The following is a 22,491-nucleotide window of genomic DNA, read 5'->3' as shown; positions in this document are numbered from 1 at the left end:
AGGTATGTCAGAAAGTGTATAAGTTTAAACGGGCCCAGGATATGCGTGAATTTAGTTCTTGACCTAGGGGACTCAGAAGTGGTACGCCATCTACAAGCAATGAATCGCCGTCGAACGAGTCATCGGTTATCTGAAGCCGTACTTTATGTTGAATAATGTTCGGCAAATGAAGGAAGCGAAAGCTAAGATTCCCTTCCAACTAGTCACGCTGTTTTATGATCAATCGAAGTTAGCTGTGGACCGATTAGTCAGCAGGATGAATTAGAGATTTAAACTTCCTGTATTTAAATTACAAGGGTGAAATTTTTGGACGATTGAACATTTTTTTAAGAAAGCAATTATAAAATGAATTCAATCAAGTAATCTAGCCTTCTTCTAAAACTTCTGGTGGATATTTCCGTTTTTGTTAAGTGCTTGTTTGGGGGTAAATACTAAGCCCAACAAAATCCAAAATTCTGTAGATATCCAAAAAGTACTACTAAAATTCAACCTAATAAAAACAAAAACAAAAAAAGCAAGTGTAATTAACTTTAATAATTCATTATTCATCTTCTTGTACTGATATACACCTAATCCAAAAAGTACTAATAAAAGAATCACTCCAAAGAAACCAAAACTAACAAGTACATCTATAAAAATGTTGTGGGGATAATTACCCTCAGTTATATATTGGAAGTACCCTACTCCTTTAGGCATAAAATTATTTGATTTAGCTATTTCATATCCTAGACCTAAAAGTTCTTCACGACCCGAAGAAGTTTCCACTATGCCATTATCAAAAGCTAAGATCAGCTTATTCAAAGAATAGGAATGAATGTCCATTGCTAATAATCTTTCATTTACTAAAATTAGTATTTTTTCCGCATTAAGTGTGGCCAATAACATTAATAAAATGAAACTTATCCCTTTAAAATAACTCTTTATAAAAGAATCTTTTTTAAAAGAGTATATTAACAACATCAAATATATTATCACGATAATTAATAAGGAACTCCTGTTTCCTAGCGTAACTACTAGTCCAGCCCCTACAATGGAAAAAATAATAAAAAAAGTATTTTTTTTAATACTAAAGTGATATAACAAAAATCCTATAACCATTATTGTGGTTTGGGTCCCAAAAAACATGTAACTTATGTTACCGGAAATTACCTCATTTAAATATAAGAACCAAAACATCATAGATAAAACACTTATCCAGGCCCAAGCTTTAATAAAAACTCTCATATCCAATCTGCAAGTTGCTAGGTAAAAAGCTACACCCCCAAGTTTAATAAAATCCATAACTATAGGAAAAACATAAGCTTTATAAGATACAAAGAAATAATTTATGCCTAGCAACAGGAACATAATTAATAAAATTATAACTCCCTGGAAATTAACCCTAAAACCATTAACGACTAAAGAAGTGATTACTATAATTATGGTGAAGAACCATACCGCGATACCATTTTCAAAAAATTGATTTAGCGGAAGAGTAACTGAACTTAAAAGTAAGAAAACAGCTAGCAAAAGAGAGTTGATATTATTTGTATTTTTTTTAATCATTTTCATATTTACAACACACCAAGTCATTTTTGTGTAAGGTACTAGACTATATTTTTAGTTTTATACAATTGGAGGCTTTAAATGCCTATATCTAAAAGGGTTAACGTTGTATAAACATATATTTAAGTTTCTTAGTGAATGTTTTATCTTTTTTCAATTTCAATTAACTTATCAACTAGTTTTTTTGTTTGCTTTTCTCTTGAATAATTTTTTACATTGATTTCTTTTTCTAATAATTTCAAGTTATGTTCTACTATCCTTTTCAAACTAACAACTAGCTCTTCTTTACTATAAACTAGAAAAGAGTTTGAAAAGTTTGATAGAAGCAATGATATCTCGTCGTTACTTTGCGTGGGAAATGCAACAATTGGTTTGTTCAAATAAATATAATCATAAATTTTTGTTCCCACCATCTCAGGCTGACGATGGTTTAACATTAAAACATTACATTCTTTGAGTCTTTTAATACCCTCTTCATAAGGAAGAACGCCATTGAATTCTAAAATATTTTCTAATCCATATTTTTTTGATTTTTCTATAAGGTATTTTTCCTTTTCTTTCTCTCCTATATGCACAATCTTTATTTTGTTCTTAATACTAAGCTCTGTGATAGCTTCCAGGAGCATATCAACGCTAGATTCTTTATAGTGGCTGAATTTACCAAAAATTCCGATTATTAACTTCCCTTGATTCTTGTTTGAGTTTTCAAAATTATCATTAAGTTTAGGCACTTTGCTTTCATCGTAACCATTGGGAATTACTATGAATTTATTACTCTTTTTTATTTGATGGGCTTTTATTTGTTTTTTCATAGCGGAACCAGTTACGTTAACTACTAAATCTGCACCTTTTAAGCAAATTTTTTCAACACATTTGGAGAAAAAATTACTAGATCTATTGTAATGGCCGACTACCCAAGGATCACGAAAATCTAAAACATATTTAGTTTTATATTTCCATTTAAAAAATCGTGCTAATGGGAAATAATAGAAAGGGCCACCATTAAGATATAAAAAATCTATGTTTTTATTCTTTAAGTGATGATTTATTCTTAATGCATACTTAATTATATATATTAATTTTATCAATGGTTTTATTTTTAAAACTTTGCTCTCTGCTTCTATTGAATCAATTTTAATAGTATTGGCTAAGTTAATTTCTTCCTTGGTCAAATTATTGCCATAAACTTCGTTTGAAACTTTTATTACTGTAACTTTGTGATTTAACTTGTCTAAATAATCAGTGAGATAGTTTATTCTTTGGGCGGCTACTTTACTATAAGGTCGATAGAAGTGACTTACTACTAAAACATTCATTTTATTATACCCCTCTACAGTTTCAATTAGCTAAAAGGTGTTTTTGATCTTAGTCGTCTCGTATACTATTAACTGAGAACCTCTTTGTACACTTCTTCCATGCAAGTGACATTCTCCTCCCAGTCGTATAACTTTTCAACTCTTCTTCTTCCTTTTACCCCCATTTCGTAACGTAAATTAGCGTCCATAACTAAACAATGCATTTTCTTCGCCATATCTTCGGGATCTTTTTTAGGAACAATAAAACCACTTTCCTTATCTTTAATTATTTCCTTAAATCCCGGTGTGTCAGTTGCGATAACAGGCAAACCACTGGCCATGGCTTCAATTGCAGAAACTCCAAAACTTTCACTAATACTTCCCAAACAAAAAATATCTATTTTGTTTAAAGCTTCCGGAAGTTCATTATTTTTTTTGTAACCATGAAAATTCACTACATTTTCAATGTTGTATTCACGCGATAATGCTTTCAAATTTTCTAACTGTGTCCCTTTTCCGTATATTTCTAATGTTACATTAACTTCACTTTCATTAAGATTTCTTTCTAATATTGAAAAAGCTTTTATTACGTCATCTATACCGTATACCTTCTCTAAAGACTTAACTATTCCAATAGTAACGTGATTATTGTAGTTAACTCGATTTTTAGGGAAAAAAGCATCGGTATCAATTCCAAAAGGTACTATTCTAATTTTTAAATCTTTATTCATCAACATTTTTGTATGTTCAGCCATCACTTGACTAGAAGAAGTCATAAGACTGGAGTTATCTATATTTCTCCTAAGAATATTGTATTTGACTTTGCTTTTATATGGAAATATAAAAACGTCACTTCCCCACAACGAGAGTACATTCGGCGTCAAGTTTGCTAGACGTGCTAGTGTGCCATATCCACTTGCGTAATGCGTATTTATGACATCTGGATTTATCTTTCTACAAAGTTTCTTAAGTTGAAAAAAATTTAAATAATACCCTAGAGTACCTCCAAAATATAAAAAATATACTTTTACTTTTTCATTTATTTTATCTTCAGCTAACAAGTGGTTTTTATTGGTGATCAAGTACACGTCGTGCCCTCTCTTAGATAAAGCATTAACCCACCTAACGGTATGTATATTATCAGCAGCAGCTAAAAAAAGAATTTTCATTCTAACCCCTCTTTCCTTGACCTCCAAGGACTTTTAAGTTCACATTTATTAACAGATTTTATTGTTTTAATTATTTGGGAAAACTTGGACCCTATTTTTCTCCCTTTTATGTGTATTTTGCAAGAATAGATTTAAGAACATTACAAAGCGAGATTTATAAAATTGCAATAAAAACTTTAGAAGCGAATTTTCATTTGACATGGAGCGCATCTACGAGAATGACTCAAAAGTCAGGAAGCCAGTAGTTGCAAGGGAATTGGCTTAGTCGATCAAGCTATCATTCTCATTTCTCCACCTCAAATGAACTTGAATGAACTTATAAATTATAGGTTGCAATGTTCAAAGATTTCGCTTGTATACTTCTTGATTACTAGATTGCATTACGCAATATGTTTAAACTAAAGAAATTAACTAATTTTTTCCTTTAATTATAGAAGGTTTACCCCAAAAACATTGAACTAGTCAGTACATTCCCGATTAATTACCTAGTACTCTCTGCTTTTTCCCAAAAAGGTTTAGCTTTTCCAGTTAACATATTATAAACACCAACCCATTGAGCAGCTAAAGTAACACAATAATAATAAATCATTGAAATATACTTGTTATCAATTTTAAAAGTAATTTTGAGTAATGCAATTAAGTAAAAGAATACTTGCCCTACTAAAGTGACGAAATAAAACCAAGAGTCTGTGACTAAATATACGTTAGATAATAACAATGTAAAATGTGCAAGCCATAGTGAATAGCGGCAAGTTCGATGGCCGAAATAAAAATAGCTAAACCAACCGTTTCTCACTACATTAAATAACCGTATGTCCGGGATTATATTTTTAAGAATCCCCCGATTCATTCTTACCTTTCTTTTGAATTCATCTTCGATAACTTCCCCTGCTTTTTCGTAAGCAATTGCGTCATGGTTAGCAATTGCTCTGCTACCTTTGAAGGCGAAATATTTGGGCATGTGACCGTCATGTGATTTTATAGGATCGAAATCTACATAGTCTTCGTTTCTACAAGCATACAACGCTCCATTACCAGCGGTTATAGTATGAATTCTCGATTCTATTTCTCGAATTTTTAAATCTTTTGACCAATACTTTGATTCATTACCGCTTACCTCACCTTTATCAAAATTTAATATTGATAAACGCCCCGTTACATAACATATGTCACGAGTAGTAAAGGAGGCCATTAGCTCCTTAACAGCTTGAGAGTGTAACATTGAATTTGCGTCAGTAAAAACTATAAACTCACTATCAATTGTTTTTTGCGCTTCATTTTGTGCATTAGTTTTGCCTTTTCTTTTTTTTACTTCGAAAAGCCTTATATTCTCGAAAGGATGTTCTTTTTGGAAAGTTTTCACAAAATCATTGGTACGGTCATTACTATTATCAGAGGAAACAAGTATTTCCATTTTATTCTTTGGATAATCTAAATTCAGTAGATTACTTAATTTTTCTTTAATCACTGTTTCTTCATTGTGAGCAACTACCATTACAGTAACCGTAGGTGTATTAGAATAGTTCTTTGAATTTTTTCTCCCTTTAAACAATTTACCTAAAATTTTTATAGAAAGTGGATACAATACCATTCCCCACAAAATAATAAAGGAACTTAACATAAATATTCCAGTTGCTATATTCAATTTATCTCCCCTAATTTAAAACTTATAGTAATGTGAACTAACAATTTTTTAAACACTTCTTATTAAGCTTTTTTTATTTAATAAAAACTTCGTTAAACTTCATCATGTATTTTTGTTCTTCATAGTTATTTTCACATTTATTATTAACTTTACCCTCAATATTGTTTAAGCAATTTCTAATCATGTTAGCACCAGCTTCTTGCGCTAATGGATACCCTCCTCCAAATCTTGGGTTAACTTCCGAAATATAATAATCCCCATTTTTTTCAAATACGTCGATGTCTATAATTCCAACTAATTCTATTCGCTTTAAAAAATTTTCTACGTCTTCCAACAAACTTTTATTTTTTAATGAAACTGCTTTATCAGTCTCACCTGCTCTCATGCTAATTTTTTCTTTTATAAATATAGATACCGGTTCACGAGTATATAAATCTATATATGCATCTACTCCATATTCCTTTCCTTCTATAAACTCTTGAATAATCAGATTTTCTTTTCTTTCAAAAAGTAGTTCTACTTCTTTTTTAGAGTAAGCTTTACTTACACTCAAACTAGAGCTTCCGTTTATCGGTTTTACAAAAACAGGGTATTTAATTTCTCCTTTAATAACATCTTGGAAAAATTCTTCTTTTTTTGTATAGCTTTTAATATAATTCAAACCTATATTTTTTAAAAAATCTTGAAAATTATATTTATTCAAGCACAATTCAACAACTTCTTTTTCAGATACGACGGGCATTACTCCTAATTCCAAAAATTTCTTTTTATGTTCTGCTAGCAAACTCAATTCAGGATCAATAAGAGAAAAAACTACATCTATTCTATTTTCTTTACATATATCAAATATTTCATGAATATACCCTGGTTCATCAATTCTAGAAACTAAATAATATTCATCAGCTTCATATAATGCCGGCGCTAAACTACTACAATCCGTAGCTATAACCTTTCCCTTTCCTTCTAGTTCTTGCTTAAAATATTGAACGATTTTATTTCTAGTACCACAACTCAAAATCAGAACATTCATTATAAATTGTCACCTTCACTCTTTAAGAAGTTTATTTTGTTTTTTAACAAATAAAGTGTAAATAAATTTCTGCAACCACCACTATTATTGTAAATGCTTTTTATTTTAATAATTAACTTAGTAAGTCCGTTTAGTTCTCCTTTGCAGAATTAACCTCTCTTTTTCAATTTAAATAGTCAAAGAATAAAGGAGTTCCCCCTGTATGAATAAATAGTACATTTTTGTTAAATATTCTCTCCCTATCTAAGTATTTATTCATCCCTAAAAAAGCTTTCCCGGTGTAAGTCGGGTCTAGTGGGAGTCCTTCTTTAAATAAAGTTTCTTTAATTGTAGATTTTATTTCCTTATTCATAATTCCATAACCACCCATTGTAAAAGAATCGTCGAATATTATTTCTTTTTTTTCCGGTAGTGACAAACCATCTGCATTTTGAAAGTAATTCTCTACACTTTCGTGAATAACTTGTTTCCCTCTTGAAAGATTGCGTGCGATGCTTATTCCTATAATTTTGCGATCATAATCTTGGTTTAAGTGTTTACCACAAACTAGTCCAGCCTGGGTTGTTCCAGTACCACTAGCATGAAATATATAATCGAACTGAACGCCAGTCTCACTTTCGTAATCGACGATTTCATTATAAACTTCTACATAAGCCTTAGTCCCTAGATTTCCATGACCGCCTCCCTGAATGAAATAAGGGATGTATCCTTGTTCTTGGAGTTGACTCAACGTATGATTAATCGTTTCTTTTACCTTACTGATATTACATTTAATTATCTTTGCCCCGAACCATTCAAACATTTTGCTATTGTACGTTGTTTCCCCTTCATTAGGTGAAACTATGAAGCAAGGCAAACCTCGAGATGCACACATATTAGCTATTACACGACAATGATTTGAACTACTGCTCCCATAGGTCAAAACACAGTCAAAATGACCCTTATCAATTTCTTCAAAGAAATTGATAGCTTTCCTCGCTTTATTACCGCCGAAAGAAACAGGGTATAAGTCATCTCTTTTAACAAAAATTTTATTGGTATCATTACTAATTCTTTGTATTGGAGTATTCGGGGAGAAGTTGCTCATAATAATCTCCTTTAATAAGTTGTCCTTAAGTATACTTTTTCATCATTAAGTTTTATGTACGCCGGTTCATGATGAGGAGAATCAAAAGCCTTTACTACTTTTAAAGATTCTGATGAATTCAAATCGCACAACTCTTTCTTGGCAAGTGTTTTTTTAGAGTAGTAAGTATTTGCGGGACGATCATCTGAAATCAAACTTTCCTGAGGAATTCGTGGGTTTTTGTCATTTAGAATTAAACCAAACTTTTCATTTAACAATTCATAACAAAGGTGTTCACTTTTTTTATATAAAGTAAAACCCGTATCTTCCTCCGAAACCTTCACTTTTTTAGTAGCCACTATATCACCTGTATCTACACCCTCACTTATGTAATGAAGTGTCACGCCAAACTCTTTATCCTCATTCAGTATTGTATTAATATTACAATAAGAACCTCTATATTCAGGTAAAATCCCTCCATGAGTATTGAAAATTCCTTGAGCGAAAGATTGGATTACTTCTTTAGAAATGATTTTATTGAATCGTACTGATATACCAATATCAGCTTTTAAAGAAGGTACTTCGTCTAATTTTAATATAGGAATATCTTCTTTTTGACAATATTCATAAACAGACTCCTCTTCCCTCCAGCCATTATTGATAGGTTCACAGCATACCCCCAACAACTGCACATCTTCATTTAAAACTATCTCATCTAAACATTTCTTTGCTAAGGGAATGGAACCAAAAAAAACTACTTTTTTCACTATTTAACACTCCAATGCTCTACATTTAAATTAGTTGGTTAAGATCCAAGGTAAATGTTATCTTTTCGAAACAATTTTAAAACTGTAATTACTAAGATTTTAATGTCTAAACAAACATTAAAAGACTCTATATACTCTACATCAATTGTAATCCTTTTTTCCCAAGGAGCTGAATTTCTAACCCTTATCTGCGCCAATCCTGTAATTCCTGGCTTCATTAAAAACCTTTTAATCTGTTCTTGTGAATAGTTTTCATATTTATAAGGATGATATGGAACTGGCGGACGAGGACCTACTAAACTCATTTCTCCTTTTATAACATTGAGCAATTGGGGCAGTTCGTCTAAACTGGTACTTCTTAGCAGTTTGCCTACTTTTGTAATACGCTGATCCGTTTCTTCCCTAACAAATATTCCGTCCCCTATATTTTCCGCATTTGTCACCATAGTTCTGAACTTTAGGAGTTCAAAGGTTTTCCCATTTTTACCAAGACGATTCTGCCGAAAAAACACTGGTCCTTTCGAACCCAATTTAATCATAATAGCGACTAGCCCTATAAATGGAGAAAGAACTATAGCACCTAACAAACTTCCGAATAAATCTATAGCTCTCTTCAATAATAGATTAATTTTTGCAGCCATTTTCCCACAACCCTTTAATTATTCTCACCACTTTCTCTAGTTCCTCTTGCTTTATTTTTGTATCAGAGGGTAAACAAATACCTTTTTTAAATATTCTCCGACTTATATCATCGCCTATAAAATCATATTTTTCAAAGTATGGCTGCATGTGCATTGGTTTCCAGACGGGCCTTGATTCAATATTTTCCTTTTCTAACGCATCTATTATTTCATTAGGAGTAACTGAACCATCCACAGTCATAGCTGTAAGCCAGTAATTAGGATCATCCCATTCGTTTGTAGGTATGAACTGAACGCCCGGGAGGCTTTTGAGTTCTCTTTTATAGAAATCATGAATATATTTTTTCTTTTCCACTCTCTTATCAAGAACTTTCAATTGTCCTCTACCGATCCCGGCCACAATATTACTCATTCGATAATTGTATCCGAGTTCACTATGTTGGTAGTGACGTGCCTGATCTCGGGACTGAGTCGCCCAAAACCTTGCTTTCTGTACCATTTCTTCATTGTTTGAAACAAGCATTCCACCGCCCGAAGTGGTGATGATTTTATTTCCATTGAACGAATATACACCGTAATCACCTATCGTTCCGGTCTGTACTCCTTTGTAATAAGTACCGAGGGATTCCGCTGCATCTTCAATAACAGATATGTTATAACCTTTGCAAACTTCCATTATCCTGTCCATATCTGCGGATAACCCGTACAAATGTACAACAATTACAGCCTTTGCTTTCGGGTACTTCTTCAGTGCTTCCTGCAAAGCTTCCGGATCCATATTCCACGTTTTCTCATCGCTATCAATAAATACAGGTGTTGCGTTTTGATAAATGATCGGGTTCGCTGAAGCGGAAAAGGTGAGGGAAGGGCAAAACACAACATCACCTTCACCTACTCCTGCAGCTTTTAAAGCAAGATGAAGGGCAGCTGTGCCTGAAGATAACGCAGCAGCTGAGCGTATACCTACTTTGCCTGCCAGCTCATTTTCGAATTCATTTACATTTGTACCTAATGGAGCAATCCAGTTCGTATCAAACGCTTCTTCTATAAATTTCCGTTCGTAACCTTCTTCACTCATATGAGGTGAAGAGAGAAAAATTCGCTCTGTCATGATTTATACGCCCTTCCTTTGACTAAGAGATTACTTTTTTAATTATAAGCCTTATGTTGTTTTTTTGTAGAAATAAGTTCAAACACTCTGTCTGGTATTTTTTCTGTGTCTAAGTAAGCCAGTTCGTGTTCAGCTATCTCTCTGATGTTTTCATTAGTCACATAGTTATTTTTACCGATATAAATTTTCGGATGAATCTGCTCTGGATGAACTTCATTATCTCCAAGCAGCTCCTCATACATCTTCTCTCCCGGACGGATACCTGAGAATTCAATAGGTATCTCATCTTCAGAGAAACCGGAAAGATAAATAATGTTTTTCGCGAGGTCCACGATTTTAACAGGTTCCCCCATATCCAGCACGAAAATTTCCCCGCCTTTTGCGAGCGCACCTGCTTGAAGGACAAGCCTTGATGCTTCAGGAATGGTCATGAAATAGCGAGTCATCCTGGGATCAGTAACGGTGACCGGGCCACCGGCTTCAATCTGTTTTTTGAACAGGGGAATGACACTTCCCCTACTTCCCAGTACGTTTCCAAACCGAACAGCTACATAATCCGTATCGCTTTCGGGATTCAGGGACTGGATGACCATTTCAGCCAGACGTTTTGTTGCTCCCATAACGTTAGTAGGGTTTACTGCTTTGTCAGTCGACACAAGAACGAAAGTCTTCACACCGGCTTTGTCAGCAGCTTCGGCAACATTTTTGGTGCCTATCACGTTATTTTTCACCGCTTCTTTCGGGTTCGCTTCCATCAGAGGAACATGTTTATGTGCCGCTGCGTGGTAGACGTACTGAGGGTTGTATTCTTCCATTACTTGATGAATACGCTCGCGATCCTGCACGTCTGCGATGACCGGAATGATTTCTGTCTCAAGGTCAAGGTTGGACAATTCCATATGAATGTTATAAATGCTGAATTCTCCGTGACCCAAAAGCACTAATCGCGTCGGCTTGAAATTAACGAGCTGGCGACAGATTTCAGAACCGATGGATCCGCCCGCCCCTGTAACAAGAATCGTCTGCCCGGTGATTTCTTCATTAATGGAATCCGTGTCCAGCTCTACAGGATCGCGACCGAGCAAATCTTCAATCGACACGTCGCGGATATGACTCACTGACACTTTTCCAGAGGCGATATCCTCGATCATCGGCAACGTCTGTACACTCTTCACTTGAGGCTGCACGCGCTTGATGACTTCCTGCATGCGCGAACGGTCTACGGAAGGCATAGCAATTACAGCATGATCGATCTCTTTGCTGTTAACCACCTTTTCAATATCGCTCACTCGTCCAAGAACAGGCACAGATGCTATAGACATGTTCTGTATGTATGAATCATCATCGATAAACCCGATAAGATTGACACTTGTATCTCCATTGCCTCTCATCTGATTAGCGAGCATCTGTCCCGCAGACCCTGCCCCGATAATAACCGTGCGTCTGGCCTCCGGATTGTTCTTCATAATTTTAATTTTTTTAAGGCCCGGGGTAAGAGTAATACCATACGTATTGTAGTATCTCCATAAATATCTGACCCCGCCGATCATAAGAACATGAAGCATCCATGTAACAATCAGTGCCCGCTCATATACAGTTCCGAATAAACCGAATTGGAGTATAGCTGTGGACAGTATAGAAGATGTTACAACCGTAGTGAGTCCCAAAAGTTCTTCCATATTGGCGTAGCGCCATTTCTTTCTATACATGCCGAGCGTCCAGGAAAAGAGGTGGTGGGTTACAAGCAGCATGAGGGAAGTAACAAATACAATTCGATTAAAGACGTGGAAATAAGGGTTGAGGAAGAAATGCGACATAAAAATAGAGAACGTCACAATCAATGAATCTATCGTAATTAACAGCAACAATCTCCGATTTTTCGTCATGACCATGAAAACTCCTACTTTCTTATGTAGTATCTATTATGATGAACAAATTCAAGTGTTTACATTATTTAATAACAGGGTATTGCCATAGTGACACCTTCGTTTTGATTAGTGTCTTAACCATAGTAATTCCAGTATCTTTTTTTCATTATGTACCTGTTAAGAATTGCTTTATAAGTTTAACAATACTTTCCTTTACTGGCAACACCGGCTTTATAAAGCTACACTATAAATACATATTTTTGTATAAGAAAGGTAAAGTTTTCGATTTATTCACCGTATTAATAAAAACTTTCAAATGACATCACAGGACCCTCTGACCTTATTAATAAGGTCAGAGGGTCCTGTGATGTTTCTAAAAGAGACCGAATCTTTTCTTCTTCCTTACATGTTCCGGTGGTTCGGCGAATAGAGGTTCATCATCTACCACAAAACGTGCATTATCAAGAAAAGCTTCTCTGGTCTCCGGACCGTACAGCTTCTCGATTCTCTCAAAAGCCTCTTCCATGTGGAACGGTCGATGTTTCACATTATGAGCGTCTGACGCAATTAAATGAATGAGTTTCGCCTCCAGTAATTGTTCACTGAACTGTTTTATCGGTTTGCCGAAACTTCCAATCAGACTTCCTGCAGTCAGCTGAGCGTAAGCTCCCTGCTGTATGAAATCATGAAGAACGGAAGGCTTTTCCTGCAGGTAGCTGTTCCGTTCCGGATGAACAATAATCGGTTTGTATCCTTTCAACTGTAGATCATACAGCAATTGACCGGTGTATCTCGGCACTGAATCTGAAGAGAATTCCACAAAAACATACTGACTGTGGTTAATAGTAAGTACTTCCTGGTTATCAATGTCTGCGAGCATATCCCCGTTAATACGCGTTTCCTGCCCTGGCAAAACCTTTAATGGGACCTCATTTTCTTCAAAAAAACGATTAAGAACGTGAACTTTCGCTTCTATATCGCCTCGTGAATTGTCCCAATGCCCATTTTTGAAATGAGGAGTTGCTACAATCGTGTGGATTCCTTCCTCAAGAGCCTGTTCCGCCATTTCCAGACTTTCCTGTTCCGATTGGGCTCCATCGTCGACATCAGGCAATATATGACTATGTATATCAATCATCGGCTTCGCTCCCTATCTAAATTGATGAACCTTCATTCTTTCACCATAACAAAAGCTTCCTAAAAGATACAACTCTTCTGTATGTTTACAGAAGAGCATTGGCCTTTCCTATTTTCCTGTACCGTAATAAACGTAGTATCCGCTTTCTTTCTGAGGTACATCGTTCAGCACCATCCCCAAAACATTTGCCTTTGCCTGCTCCAGCAGCTCTTTCGCTCTTTTTGCAGCTTCTTTCTCCGTCCTTTTATTTCTTACGACAAGTAAAGTGCCATTCGTCTGTGAAGTAAGTACTTGCGAGTCGGTGACTGCGAGTACCGGCGGGGAGTCGAATATTATCAGATCGTATTTCTGCTTCACTTCTTTAAGAAATTCATCCATCTTTTGCGACCCAAGCAATTCTGAAGGATTCGGCGCTATCGGACCGCTCGTCATGATATCGAGATTTTCCACACGACTGCTATTTATAAGATCAGCGAGAGAATGGTCATGACCTGCTATGTAATTACTCAGCCCCGCTACGTTATCGAGACGGAAGGTGTAATGAACAGTAGGCTTCCTCATATCCGCATCGACGAGAAGTACTTTCTTTCCCTGTTGTGCGAATACTACTGCTAAATTGGCCGTCGTAAGCGATTTTCCTTCGGAAGGTCCGGCAGAGGTAACGGTCATCATCTGCAATTCGCTGTCGACGGAAGCGAAATCAAGGTTCGTCCTGATTGTCCTGTATTGCTCAGAAACCGGAGACATCGGGTTCTCGTGGGCAATGAGTGATCTCTTCATCAAAGGTGAATTTTTCCTTTTTTTAAGAACCAACGTTTTCCCTCCTTTGTCTTGACGCTACACTTCTAGTGTTCGTATTCCTTCTTTCCTGTTTAGAGGCTTCTCCGGGCGAAATAGTGGAAATGGAACCTAAAACTGCCATTCCGAATTCTTCTTCCAGATCGTCCGTGTTTTTAACCGTAGTATCGAGATATTCAAGCAGCAACGCTACCCCTACTCCCAACATAAGTCCGACAACCGCTGCAATAGCAAGGTTCAGGGGAGCATTTGGGCTGACAGGAGATGGATTGATTCCGGCTTCCGCTTCTGAAAGTATATTTACGTTATCAACGTTCATTAAGTCAGGAATCTTCGCTTCGAACGTTTTCACTGTCGCATTCGCAAGGTTCGCTGCGGTTTCCGCTGATTCATCCGTCGCCGCCACCGTAACTACCTGAGACTGCTCAGCGTTAGACACGGTTATTTTTTCTGCCAGCTGATCTGCGCTTAAGTTGAGATCCAGTTCACTATTCACTTCTTCCAAAATAGCCGGACTCTTAATAATTACATTATATGTATTGATAAGTTCGACACTTGATCTTATTTCATTTATGTCGTATCCGGCCTGTTGCTGGTCATTATTTCTTTCCTGATTAACGATGAATTCCGAAGAGTACTGATACGTCGGTGTCATAAAGAAAAACGTTGCAATAGAGCTCAAAAGAATGGCACCGACAACAAAACCTACTATCAGCTGCCACCGTTTCTTCAGTACGCTCATAATTTCCTTCAGTGAAATTGTTTCTTCCATAATGTGCCCCCTACTTTCCCTTAAAAATCAAACAAACCGACTTTCATTATAACATAACAACATTTAGAACAAGTATGCATTTTGTAAATTATTGAATATTTTTACGTTTGAAGCGGGTTTCTTCTAGGTAACTGTTGTTTTCACACTTTTCACTCAACTATTTCTTTAATATTTCCTGACGAGTTTCTTCAATATTATATATGTTTCCTGAATTACACGTTATTAACGTGACCATATTGATTAGAAAAAGCTTCCCGAGAGAGGATCGATTTATCAAAAAAACCTCCTTCAACCTTAAAAATATGAAATGCAACCATTATTTCAAATAATTTTATCTACTTTTCGCCTTTATTTTCAGGAAAATCTCTTTCACTTCATCCCCGTCATTACGGGTTTTTCTATTCCTTTGTAACTTCACTGCAATATAACTGTCAGATTTGCAATACGAATGTTAGCGTTTTGTTCTTAACTTTAATGTTTAATGACTTTAGTATTGTGGTTGTGCAGATGAGACACGGATTATTTAAACACACAGGAGGAATTATAAATGAAAAAACAAATGATTACTTTAGCAACTACCGCAGCTTTGACAGGAGCGTTCGCGACTACTGTAAGTGCGGAAGAATATAACGTAAATAGCGGAGATACACTCTGGAGCATTTCCCAGCAAAATAACGTATCTGTAAGCCAGCTTAAATCCTGGAACAACCTTTCTTCTAACCTGATTTTCCCTAACCAGTCTCTTACAGTTAGTGGTCAGTCTACTGCTTCTGACAGCAGCAGTAATCAGGCAAGCGAATCGAACACGTATACAGTTAAATCCGGAGATACTATCTACTCCATCGGTAAAAAACACGGAGCAAGCGTTTCCCAGATCAAATCCTGGAACAACCTTTCTTCTAACCTGATCCACCCTGGTGATCAGCTGGCTGTAGGCGGATCCACTGCAGTGAAATCCGAATCCAGCAGTGCTTCCAATGAAAGCAGCAACACAGCATCCGAGGAAAGCAATACGACAGCATCCTCCTCTGCTTCTTCTGACAACAGCAGCAGTCAGGGCGATGTAGTTAAACAGTTCACAGCAGAAGCTACTGCTTACACTGCTTACTGCGCAGGCTGCAGTGGTACCACTGCAACAGGTCAGGACCTTAGAGCTAACCCTAACCAGAAAGTTATCGCTGTAGACCCTAACGTTATCCCACTCGGCTCCAAGGTATGGGTTGAAGGGTACGGAACAGCAATCGCCGGTGACGTAGGTGGCGCTATCAAAGGTAACCGTATCGATGTCTTCATGCCAAGCAACAGCGACGCTCTGGACTTCGGTCGTCGCAACGTAACCGTTAAAGTTCTTAACTAATAATAGCAGAGTCTAAATGAATGAAGCGTCCTCCCCGTGCGGGTGGACGCTTTTCTTTTGGAATCAGTGACTTTTATCAGGAAGTTAAACGGGAATCCACTAAATTTAAGAAACCAAAGTATTCCCGATTTGACGGATCATAAAACGGCTGTAACCCAATTGTCATAAATCTGTAACTTGTCTAAAACTTTCGTATGCTAGGCTTGAAACAAATAACTTTACAGGGGGATTTACATATGATTAAGCGACTGGCGGCTTTTTTATTTACATTTGCAGCAGTATTCTTATTATTCGCTCCAGGCTCATCCGCACAAAGCAAAGCGGAGAGTATTATTGATACAGCTTACAGATACTCAGGTTCACCGTACGTTTACGGAGGTACTACTCCATCCGGTTTCGACTGTTCCGGCTTCACCCGCTACGTCTATGCGAAAAACGGTGTCAAACTGAATCGTACATCCCGTCAGCAGGCCAGACAGGGGAAATATGTCAGCCGATCGAATCTGAAACCGGGCGATCTCGTCTTCTTCGGTAAACCCGTCTATCACGTAGGCATTTACATAGGAAATGGTAAAATGATTTCTGCTGAGAACTCAAGAGATGATATTGAAGTGACATCTCTCAATTACGGATACTGGAAACGTAACTATAGCGGAGCACGTCGTGTGTTCGAAGAAGACCAGTCCCACACTTCTTCCAACACCATTACTGATTTCCGTGACGTCCCTGATCATTACTGGGCAGCTAAGAAGATTTCATACATAAGCGATAAAGGCATCATTGAAGGTTACAACGGTTACTTCCGCCCGAAAGCGAACGTGACACGCGGGGAAGCAGCTAAAATGATCAGTGAAGCACTGAACCTGGGTACGTCTTCGAGAGACAGATTCTCTGACTTGTCTGGTTGGTCAAGTGAGTACGTAAACGCAGTAGCAGCAAGAGGATATATCAAAGGCTACAAAGATGGAACATACAGACCCGAAGAACATATGACGCGTGAAGAGATCGCTGCCGTGCTGACGCGGGCTTTCGACCTCTCCGGCAGCGGAAGAGTAGGCTTTAAAGATGTGAGCAGTAACAACTGGTCTTACGAATCCATTCAGGCGTTGGCTTCCAATTCTATTACAAACGGGTACGAGGACAATACATTCCGACCTAAAAAGACCACTTCAAGAAGTGAGTTCGCCGCTTTCGTCTATAATGCTATCAACTAATACGGATTGATTCTGTTGTTTCACGACAGAAGACTGCTTTATCAGTATTTGAGAAATGACAGAGCCACTAACACCGGAACCTTGACGTTCTGGATTAGTGGCTCTGTTTCGTTTTTCACCGGTGCTATCTGAACAGTACGTCGCTATTCATATTCTAGCGTTATATATCGTTTTAGAAAGCGAGCAGATGTCTCTGCTCCTCTCCTCTATATACAAACAAAAAGCCTGCAGCTAAGCTGCAGGCTCAGGCTGTTGAGGAACTATCCTCGACAGCTTGTTTTTTTCTACTTTCTTTGATGGTTTCGTTGTATAATAAAGAAAAGGAATAAGGGAGAGATTTCTCATGATGGGTACCCCTGTGAATCATCGTCGTGACGTCGTTTCTGTCTCTACAGAAGAATTCGTTCCTTCTGATCATTTTCTTCGAGCTGTCGATGAAATCATTGATTTTTCCTTTATCGAAACCATTGTTTCCCCTTACTATTGCCACGATAATGGTCGAACCTCCATCCCTCCTATCACCCTATTCAAGATGCTTTTCATCGGTTTCTTTTATGGCGTTCGTTCCGAACGCCAGCTGGAGAAAGAGCTGAAAGCGAACATCGTGTATCGCTGGTTTCTCGGTTTTTCCCTTCGGGACCCTATCCCCGATCACTCTACCATCAGTTTCAATCGTCACAAACGATTCAAGGATACGACCGTTTTTGAAGAAATTTTTCAGGAAATCGTACGTCAGGCCCAGGAAAAGCGTCTGGTGGACGGCCGTATCCTGATCACGGATTCCACACATATCAAAGCGAATGCCAATAAGAACCGCTATGTCCGTAAGGTTAAACAGGAAAAGATTGCTCATTATCTTGAAGAGCTGGAAGAAGATGTTCAGGAAGATCGGAGAACCCACGGAAAAAAGCTTTAAAACCCAAAAAGGCTCGCGGAACAGCTTCAAAGAAAATCGCGATGACCAGGGAGAGCATCACCGATCCCGATAGCGGTTTTCTTATGCGTGATCATAAGCCTCGAGGGTTTTTCTATCTTGATCACCGTACCGTGGATGCTAAGTACAATATCATTACGGATACGTATATTACTCCCGCCAATGTTCATGATTCCGTACCCTATCTGGACCGACTTCGGGCGCAGACCCGGACGTTCGGTTTCTGCGTAGAAGCTGTCGCTTTGGATGCCGGGTACGCCACCGGCCATATCGCAAAAACGTTGAATAAAGAAAAAATCTTTGCCGTTGTTGGCTATCGGCGTTTTAAGGGTGGCAATGTGAAAGTACCGAAACGTAAGTTTTCGTACGTGGACACCCTGGATGTTTACGCCTGCCCGATGGGCTGTAAACTTTCCTATGTAACCACCGATCGTCAGGGATATCGTCAGTACAAAAGTCGTCCTGAAGACTGTCAGGGGTGCCCCTTACGGGGCGACTGTTTTTCCGCAAAAGCCGACCGGCGAACCATTACCCGGCATGTCTGGGAGGAAGAGAAAGAAAAACTCAAAGCGAATAAGCGAACAGCTACCGGCAAACGTCTCTATAAATCCCGGAGCTGGACCGTGGAACGAAGTTTCGCGGATGCCAAGGAACGACATGGCTATCGATACGCAAGAGGCCGAGGGCATACGTGTGTCCAGGAACAGGCATACATGACCGCTACGGCTCAAAATATCAAAAAAATCACTACCCTGGAGAAAAAACGAGCGTAAGAAAGCTCATTTTTCCTTACAAATATCTACATAGGTAAGAAAGACACGTTCCACGGTGGTTTGAACAAATCAATTATCTATCTTTCTCAACAAACTGAGCCTGCAGCTAAGCTGCAGGCTCATTTTCCCTCTATCTTCTTTCCTCCCAGTTGTAGTAGTCAATAATACCCTGGGACACGGCATTTGCCGCTCTGTTTCTCCAGTAGGAGGACCCGAGTTTCTGGGCTTCTTCTCTGTTCGTTACGAATCCAAGCTCGACAAGTGCAGAAGGCAGGGTCGTTCTCTTGATTACGTGGAACCCTGCTTCTTTCACACCACGATCGGAAGCATCCATAGCTTTCACAAGGCGTTGCTGAATGAAGTGGGAAAGTTTATAACTCTTATATGCTCTCGGTCCAAGTGCTGCCGCCGAGTAATACGTCTCTACTCCCGAGGCATTTTCACTCGAAAAAGAGTTGGAGTGAATACTTACGAACGTATCCGCGTTATTACGCTGCGCGTAATCCACCCGTCCGGAAAGAGAAATGTATGTGTCATTCCGGCGCGGCATTACCACTTTCACTCCTGAAGCTGCGAGTTTGTCTCTTACAAGTTTTGATACTTTCAGGTTCACTTCTTTTTCTACTACCCCATGTCCGGAAGCACCCGGGTCCCAGCCGCCGTGACCGGCGTCAATCGCGACGACTCTCGAGCTGCTTACATCGGAAGTCGTGTAGTTTGCATGCACAAAACCGAGCGTGTTTCCATAGGAGACCTGAAGCCAGTTTCCGACCTTTTTATGGACACGGACAGTTCTGCCCGTTTTGAACTGATTAATCACTTTGTATCCAGTCCCCGGGCCGATTCTTACATTAAGGGGAGTGCTGCTTGAGATTATTCTTTCTTCCTGTACCGCGAGATCACGTTCCACCCGGTAGTCGTTATTCATCGCGCGGGCCAGAAACAGGGAGTATTCTGTTCTCGTTATTTTCTTGTTCGGAAGGAATCTTCCGTCCGGCGTTCCGTTACTTACACCGGCTGTTGCCACTTTATTCACGGCTCTGTAGCCGGCACCCGGGCCTTTTACATCTGAAAAGTACTCCCCGCTCATCTTCGAGAAATTGAACGCTTTGGATACGAGGTAGGCCATTTCTTTCCTCGTCATCGTATTCTGAGGACGGAATGTGCCATCCGGGTAACCGGTAATGATTCCTTTATCTTTGGCGGACTGTATGTATCCGGAAGCGTACGAATTTTTATCTACATCGGGAAATTCCGTAGTCCGCTTCCTGTTATTCAGACCGAGAGCCCTGCCGACCATCGTGGCGGCCTGCTGTCTGCTTACTTCTTCATCTCCTCTGAATCGACCGTCCGGGTAACCGGCGATTACCTTTTTATGGATGAGGTAGTTGATTTCAGACTTATAGCTGCCCGGTATTCCTGTAACGGCAGCGTTCGCTTCCTTCAGCGGAACGACAGTGAAAAGAACAGCAAAGACCATGAACACAACAACCTTATTAAAGTTTTTGATCATGTGGTTAAAACTCCCTTTTTTTCAAATTTTTATGATACTCTTTGTTCATTATAATATACTATTATTTTATTAATAGATGATTATTGCATACTATTAGTTTCTTAACATTATTGTAATGCTCTTGTAATATTGGTGAGTAACTATCTGGATGAGTATTCTTTTGATTCGTAAAGTGCTTTAGCAAGTTCCGCACGGCTTACAGGTTCGGACGGTTGATATGTCCCGTCCCTGTACCCGGAAAGAACTCCTGCTTTTGCAGCGGCATTTATAGCTTCAGTGTAGTAACGGCCGTTTACGTCCGAGAAATAGGATCTGCCTGCCTCCGGAAACTGGAAAGCCCGGTCCAGCATGACTGCCATATCGCCGCGCGTGATATTTTTACGCGGAGCGAACGTTCCGTCCGGAAAGCCGTTAATGAATCCTTTCTCTACAGCGGCGGATATATACCCCGCGCTGTACGAATTCTCCTGCACGTCCGGGAATCCGGTATTCGAGTCTTTTTCCTCCAGATTCAACGTTCTGCCGAGCATCGTAACGACGTCCTGACGGCTGATCTTCCCATCCGGCCGAAACGTGGCATTTCTAAACCCTGTAACTGTTCCATCGACGTACAGCTTGCGGACGGGCTCATAGTACCAGCGGCCGGAAGACACATCTTTGAAAGGATTGACCGGAGCCTGGACAAGGCCGTGACCGAAGTCTTTATCTTTTCCTTTTGGTCCAAGGTCTTTCGCCCGGTCTCTTACTTCTTTCCTGAGCTGCTGGACAGTGTAATGAGGATAGGCTTCTCTGTTCAAAGCGAATACTCCACTTACGAAAGGGGCTGCCATGGAAGTACCGTTCAAATATTCGTATCCGTTCACCCCTGTCTTTGCATCTACATATGTGCTGTATACTCCGGTGCCCGGTGCAACTACGTCAAGAGAATTACCTCCGTAGGAGAAAGCGGCTCTCTGGAATTCATCATTCACCGCTCCCGTACCGACGACGCTGTCATAGCGTGCCGGATACATGACGTCCGGAAGATATCTTCCGTTACAGGGAGTTTTGTTGCCGGAGGCGGCAACAACTAATACCCCTTTCTCTTCCGCTTTCTCAAGCGTTTTCTTCATAGGAATGGAGGAGCTGCAGGTCGTAAGGCTTAAATTGATGATATCCACATCTTTCTTGAAAGCCCACTCGATCCCTGCGATGATTTCACTTTCCCAGCCGTCCCCGTCTTTGTTCAGGGCTTTGACAGCATAAAGATCGGCATCGGGAGCTATACCGACTGTTCCTCTATTGTTCGGCTGGGCGTTGAGTACGCCCGCAACGTGGGTACCGTGGCCATTGTCGTCCGCCCATCCGGTCGAGCCCTCGATCGTATTCACACCGCCCCGGACGTTGAGATCCGGGTGGTCTTTGGCTACTCCCGTGTCGATGACTGCAATATTCACGCCTTCACCCGTAAGGCCCCAGCTTCTTGCCTTCGACGGTTCCGTTGCTTCGTAGCCCCACGTTTCTCTTTCAGCAGCTACAGAGACTCTCTGGTCAAACTCGACCCAGGCCACCTCCGGCTTCTTTTGCATCTCGATGATCTGTTCACGGTTCATCTTCATAGCTACAGCGTTCAGAGAATCGTACGTATGTAAATGCTCCCCTTCCCCTGCAGTTCTGTACCTGCCCGAGGTGCCCTCTTCAAATCCGACTACCACTCTGTAACTGCTTTCGGCTGAAACGTTCTCCGTCACCGCTCCTCCGAACGCCGCAATCAGCGCCAGAAGGCCTGCGAGCAGGAGTTTGCTGCCCATATCCTTCATTCATTCCATCCTTTCTTTTCCTGTCTTCTCCGCCGGATCTCCTGAGCGGAAAACGA

General features: G+C 39.3%; 18 protein-coding genes. 3 read left to right on the top strand and 15 right to left on the bottom strand.

Annotated elements, in window-relative coordinates; all coding sequences use genetic code 11:
- Window positions 1-375: 375 nt before the first annotated feature.
- The 13 genes from AAV35_RS02565 to AAV35_RS02505 form a co-directional block, all read right to left on the bottom strand.
- Window positions 376-1,551, bottom strand: coding sequence for an O-antigen ligase family protein (locus tag AAV35_RS02565; RefSeq protein WP_008590704.1), 1,176 nt, complete (start codon window positions 1,549-1,551; stop codon window positions 376-378).
- Window positions 1,552-1,688: 137 nt separating this feature from the next.
- On the bottom strand, window positions 1,689-2,861 hold the full coding sequence (locus AAV35_RS02560) for a glycosyltransferase (protein ID WP_008590702.1): 1,173 nt from the start codon (window positions 2,859-2,861) through the stop codon (window positions 1,689-1,691).
- A gap of 68 nt (window positions 2,862-2,929) precedes the next feature.
- Window positions 2,930-4,009: a glycosyltransferase family 4 protein gene (locus AAV35_RS02555; protein WP_008590701.1), complete on the bottom strand. Its 1,080-nt coding sequence runs from the start codon at window positions 4,007-4,009 to the stop codon at window positions 2,930-2,932.
- A 481-nt stretch (window positions 4,010-4,490) separates the two neighbouring features.
- Window positions 4,491-5,654, bottom strand: a complete 1,164-nt coding sequence (locus tag AAV35_RS02550) for a glycosyltransferase family 2 protein (protein ID WP_008590698.1) — start codon at window positions 5,652-5,654, stop codon at window positions 4,491-4,493.
- Window positions 5,655-5,727: 73 nt separating this feature from the next.
- Complete coding sequence (locus AAV35_RS02545; RefSeq protein WP_008590696.1) at window positions 5,728-6,684, bottom strand: ATP-grasp domain-containing protein; 957 nt, start codon at window positions 6,682-6,684, stop codon at window positions 5,728-5,730.
- Between the two features lie 163 nt (window positions 6,685-6,847).
- Window positions 6,848-7,771, bottom strand: coding sequence for a 1-aminocyclopropane-1-carboxylate deaminase/D-cysteine desulfhydrase (locus AAV35_RS02540; RefSeq protein ID WP_008590695.1), 924 nt, complete (start codon window positions 7,769-7,771; stop codon window positions 6,848-6,850).
- 11 nt (window positions 7,772-7,782) lie between these two features.
- Window positions 7,783-8,517, bottom strand: coding sequence for a formyl transferase (locus AAV35_RS02535; RefSeq protein ID WP_008590693.1), 735 nt, complete (start codon window positions 8,515-8,517; stop codon window positions 7,783-7,785).
- Between the two features lie 38 nt (window positions 8,518-8,555).
- Window positions 8,556-9,158: a sugar transferase gene (locus AAV35_RS02530; protein ID WP_008590692.1), complete on the bottom strand. Its 603-nt coding sequence runs from the start codon at window positions 9,156-9,158 to the stop codon at window positions 8,556-8,558.
- Window positions 9,142-10,269: a DegT/DnrJ/EryC1/StrS family aminotransferase gene (locus tag AAV35_RS02525; RefSeq protein WP_008590689.1), complete on the bottom strand. Its 1,128-nt coding sequence runs from the start codon at window positions 10,267-10,269 to the stop codon at window positions 9,142-9,144. Before AAV35_RS02525 ends, AAV35_RS02530 begins: the two co-directional genes overlap by 17 nt.
- Window positions 10,270-10,307: 38 nt before the next feature.
- Complete coding sequence (locus AAV35_RS02520; RefSeq protein WP_008590687.1) at window positions 10,308-12,155, bottom strand: polysaccharide biosynthesis protein; 1,848 nt, start codon at window positions 12,153-12,155, stop codon at window positions 10,308-10,310.
- Window positions 12,156-12,510: 355 nt separating this feature from the next.
- Entirely contained in the window at window positions 12,511-13,275 is a 765-nt protein-coding gene (locus tag AAV35_RS02515) for a tyrosine-protein phosphatase (RefSeq protein ID WP_008590685.1), read from the bottom strand.
- A 108-nt stretch (window positions 13,276-13,383) separates the two neighbouring features.
- A complete protein-coding gene (locus AAV35_RS02510) occupies window positions 13,384-14,088 on the bottom strand; it encodes a CpsD/CapB family tyrosine-protein kinase (protein ID WP_008590684.1) in 705 nt (234 codons plus the stop codon).
- Window positions 14,078-14,845: a YveK family protein gene (locus AAV35_RS02505; RefSeq protein WP_008590681.1), complete on the bottom strand. Its 768-nt coding sequence runs from the start codon at window positions 14,843-14,845 to the stop codon at window positions 14,078-14,080. The genes AAV35_RS02510 and AAV35_RS02505 overlap by 11 nt, the downstream gene beginning before the upstream one ends.
- A 547-nt stretch (window positions 14,846-15,392) precedes the next feature.
- On the opposite strand from AAV35_RS02505, the gene AAV35_RS02500 reads away from it, so the two are divergent.
- The 3 genes from AAV35_RS02500 to AAV35_RS14200 all read left to right on the top strand — a co-directional run bounded on the left by AAV35_RS02500 (window position 15,393) and on the right by AAV35_RS14200 (window position 19,123).
- Entirely contained in the window at window positions 15,393-16,202 is an 810-nt protein-coding gene (locus AAV35_RS02500) for a LysM peptidoglycan-binding domain-containing protein (protein ID WP_008590679.1), read from the top strand.
- Between the two features lie 236 nt (window positions 16,203-16,438).
- The gene (locus AAV35_RS02495; RefSeq protein WP_008590677.1) at window positions 16,439-17,416 is read left to right on the top strand and encodes a C40 family peptidase; all 978 of its coding nucleotides are present in this window, start codon (window positions 16,439-16,441) and stop codon (window positions 17,414-17,416) included.
- A 343-nt stretch (window positions 17,417-17,759) separates the two neighbouring features.
- Window positions 17,760-19,123, top strand: a protein-coding gene (locus AAV35_RS14200) for an IS1182 family transposase (protein WP_156874356.1) whose coding sequence is annotated in 2 segments (ribosomal slippage) — window positions 17,760-18,327 and window positions 18,327-19,123 — 1,365 coding nt in all. Because the reading frame shifts where the segments join, the coding sequence is not laid out codon by codon here.
- Between the two features lie 130 nt (window positions 19,124-19,253).
- Here AAV35_RS14200 and AAV35_RS02480 read toward each other — a convergent pair.
- Window positions 19,254-20,636, bottom strand: coding sequence for an N-acetylmuramoyl-L-alanine amidase (locus AAV35_RS02480; RefSeq protein WP_008590392.1), 1,383 nt, complete (start codon window positions 20,634-20,636; stop codon window positions 19,254-19,256).
- Between the two features lie 140 nt (window positions 20,637-20,776).
- Window positions 20,777-22,435: a S8 family peptidase gene (locus AAV35_RS02475; protein WP_008590394.1), complete on the bottom strand. Its 1,659-nt coding sequence runs from the start codon at window positions 22,433-22,435 to the stop codon at window positions 20,777-20,779.
- Window positions 22,436-22,491: the final 56 nt, after the last annotated feature.

Source organism: Salimicrobium jeotgali (assembly GCF_001685435.2).
Classification (GTDB): domain Bacteria; phylum Bacillota; class Bacilli; order Bacillales; family Halobacillaceae; genus Salimicrobium; species Salimicrobium album.
Note: the sequence above shows the minus strand (reverse complement) of the source record. Positions and strands in the feature narration are given on the sequence as shown.

Coding starts and splice junctions, on each gene's coding strand:
- AAV35_RS02540 (WP_008590695.1), bottom strand. CDS start 7,771: ATGAGCAACTTCTCCCCGAATACTCCAATACAAAGAATTAGTAATGAT.
- AAV35_RS02495 (WP_008590677.1), top strand. CDS start 16,439: ATGATTAAGCGACTGGCGGCTTTTTTATTTACATTTGCAGCAGTATTC.
- AAV35_RS02515 (WP_008590685.1), bottom strand. CDS start 13,275: ATGATTGATATACATAGTCATATATTGCCTGATGTCGACGATGGAGCC.
- AAV35_RS02505 (WP_008590681.1), bottom strand. CDS start 14,845: ATGGAAGAAACAATTTCACTGAAGGAAATTATGAGCGTACTGAAGAAA.
- AAV35_RS02545 (WP_008590696.1), bottom strand. CDS start 6,684: ATGAATGTTCTGATTTTGAGTTGTGGTACTAGAAATAAAATCGTTCAA.
- AAV35_RS02500 (WP_008590679.1), top strand. CDS start 15,393: ATGAAAAAACAAATGATTACTTTAGCAACTACCGCAGCTTTGACAGGA.
- AAV35_RS02530 (WP_008590692.1), bottom strand. CDS start 9,158: ATGGCTGCAAAAATTAATCTATTATTGAAGAGAGCTATAGATTTATTC.
- AAV35_RS02520 (WP_008590687.1), bottom strand. CDS start 12,155: ATGACGAAAAATCGGAGATTGTTGCTGTTAATTACGATAGATTCATTG.
- AAV35_RS02560 (WP_008590702.1), bottom strand. CDS start 2,861: ATGAATGTTTTAGTAGTAAGTCACTTCTATCGACCTTATAGTAAAGTA.
- AAV35_RS02480 (WP_008590392.1), bottom strand. CDS start 20,636: ATGATCAAAAACTTTAATAAGGTTGTTGTGTTCATGGTCTTTGCTGTT.
- AAV35_RS02555 (WP_008590701.1), bottom strand. CDS start 4,009: ATGAAAATTCTTTTTTTAGCTGCTGCTGATAATATACATACCGTTAGG.
- AAV35_RS02565 (WP_008590704.1), bottom strand. CDS start 1,551: ATGAAAATGATTAAAAAAAATACAAATAATATCAACTCTCTTTTGCTA.
- AAV35_RS02475 (WP_008590394.1), bottom strand. CDS start 22,435: ATGAAGGATATGGGCAGCAAACTCCTGCTCGCAGGCCTTCTGGCGCTG.
- AAV35_RS02525 (WP_008590689.1), bottom strand. CDS start 10,269: ATGACAGAGCGAATTTTTCTCTCTTCACCTCATATGAGTGAAGAAGGT.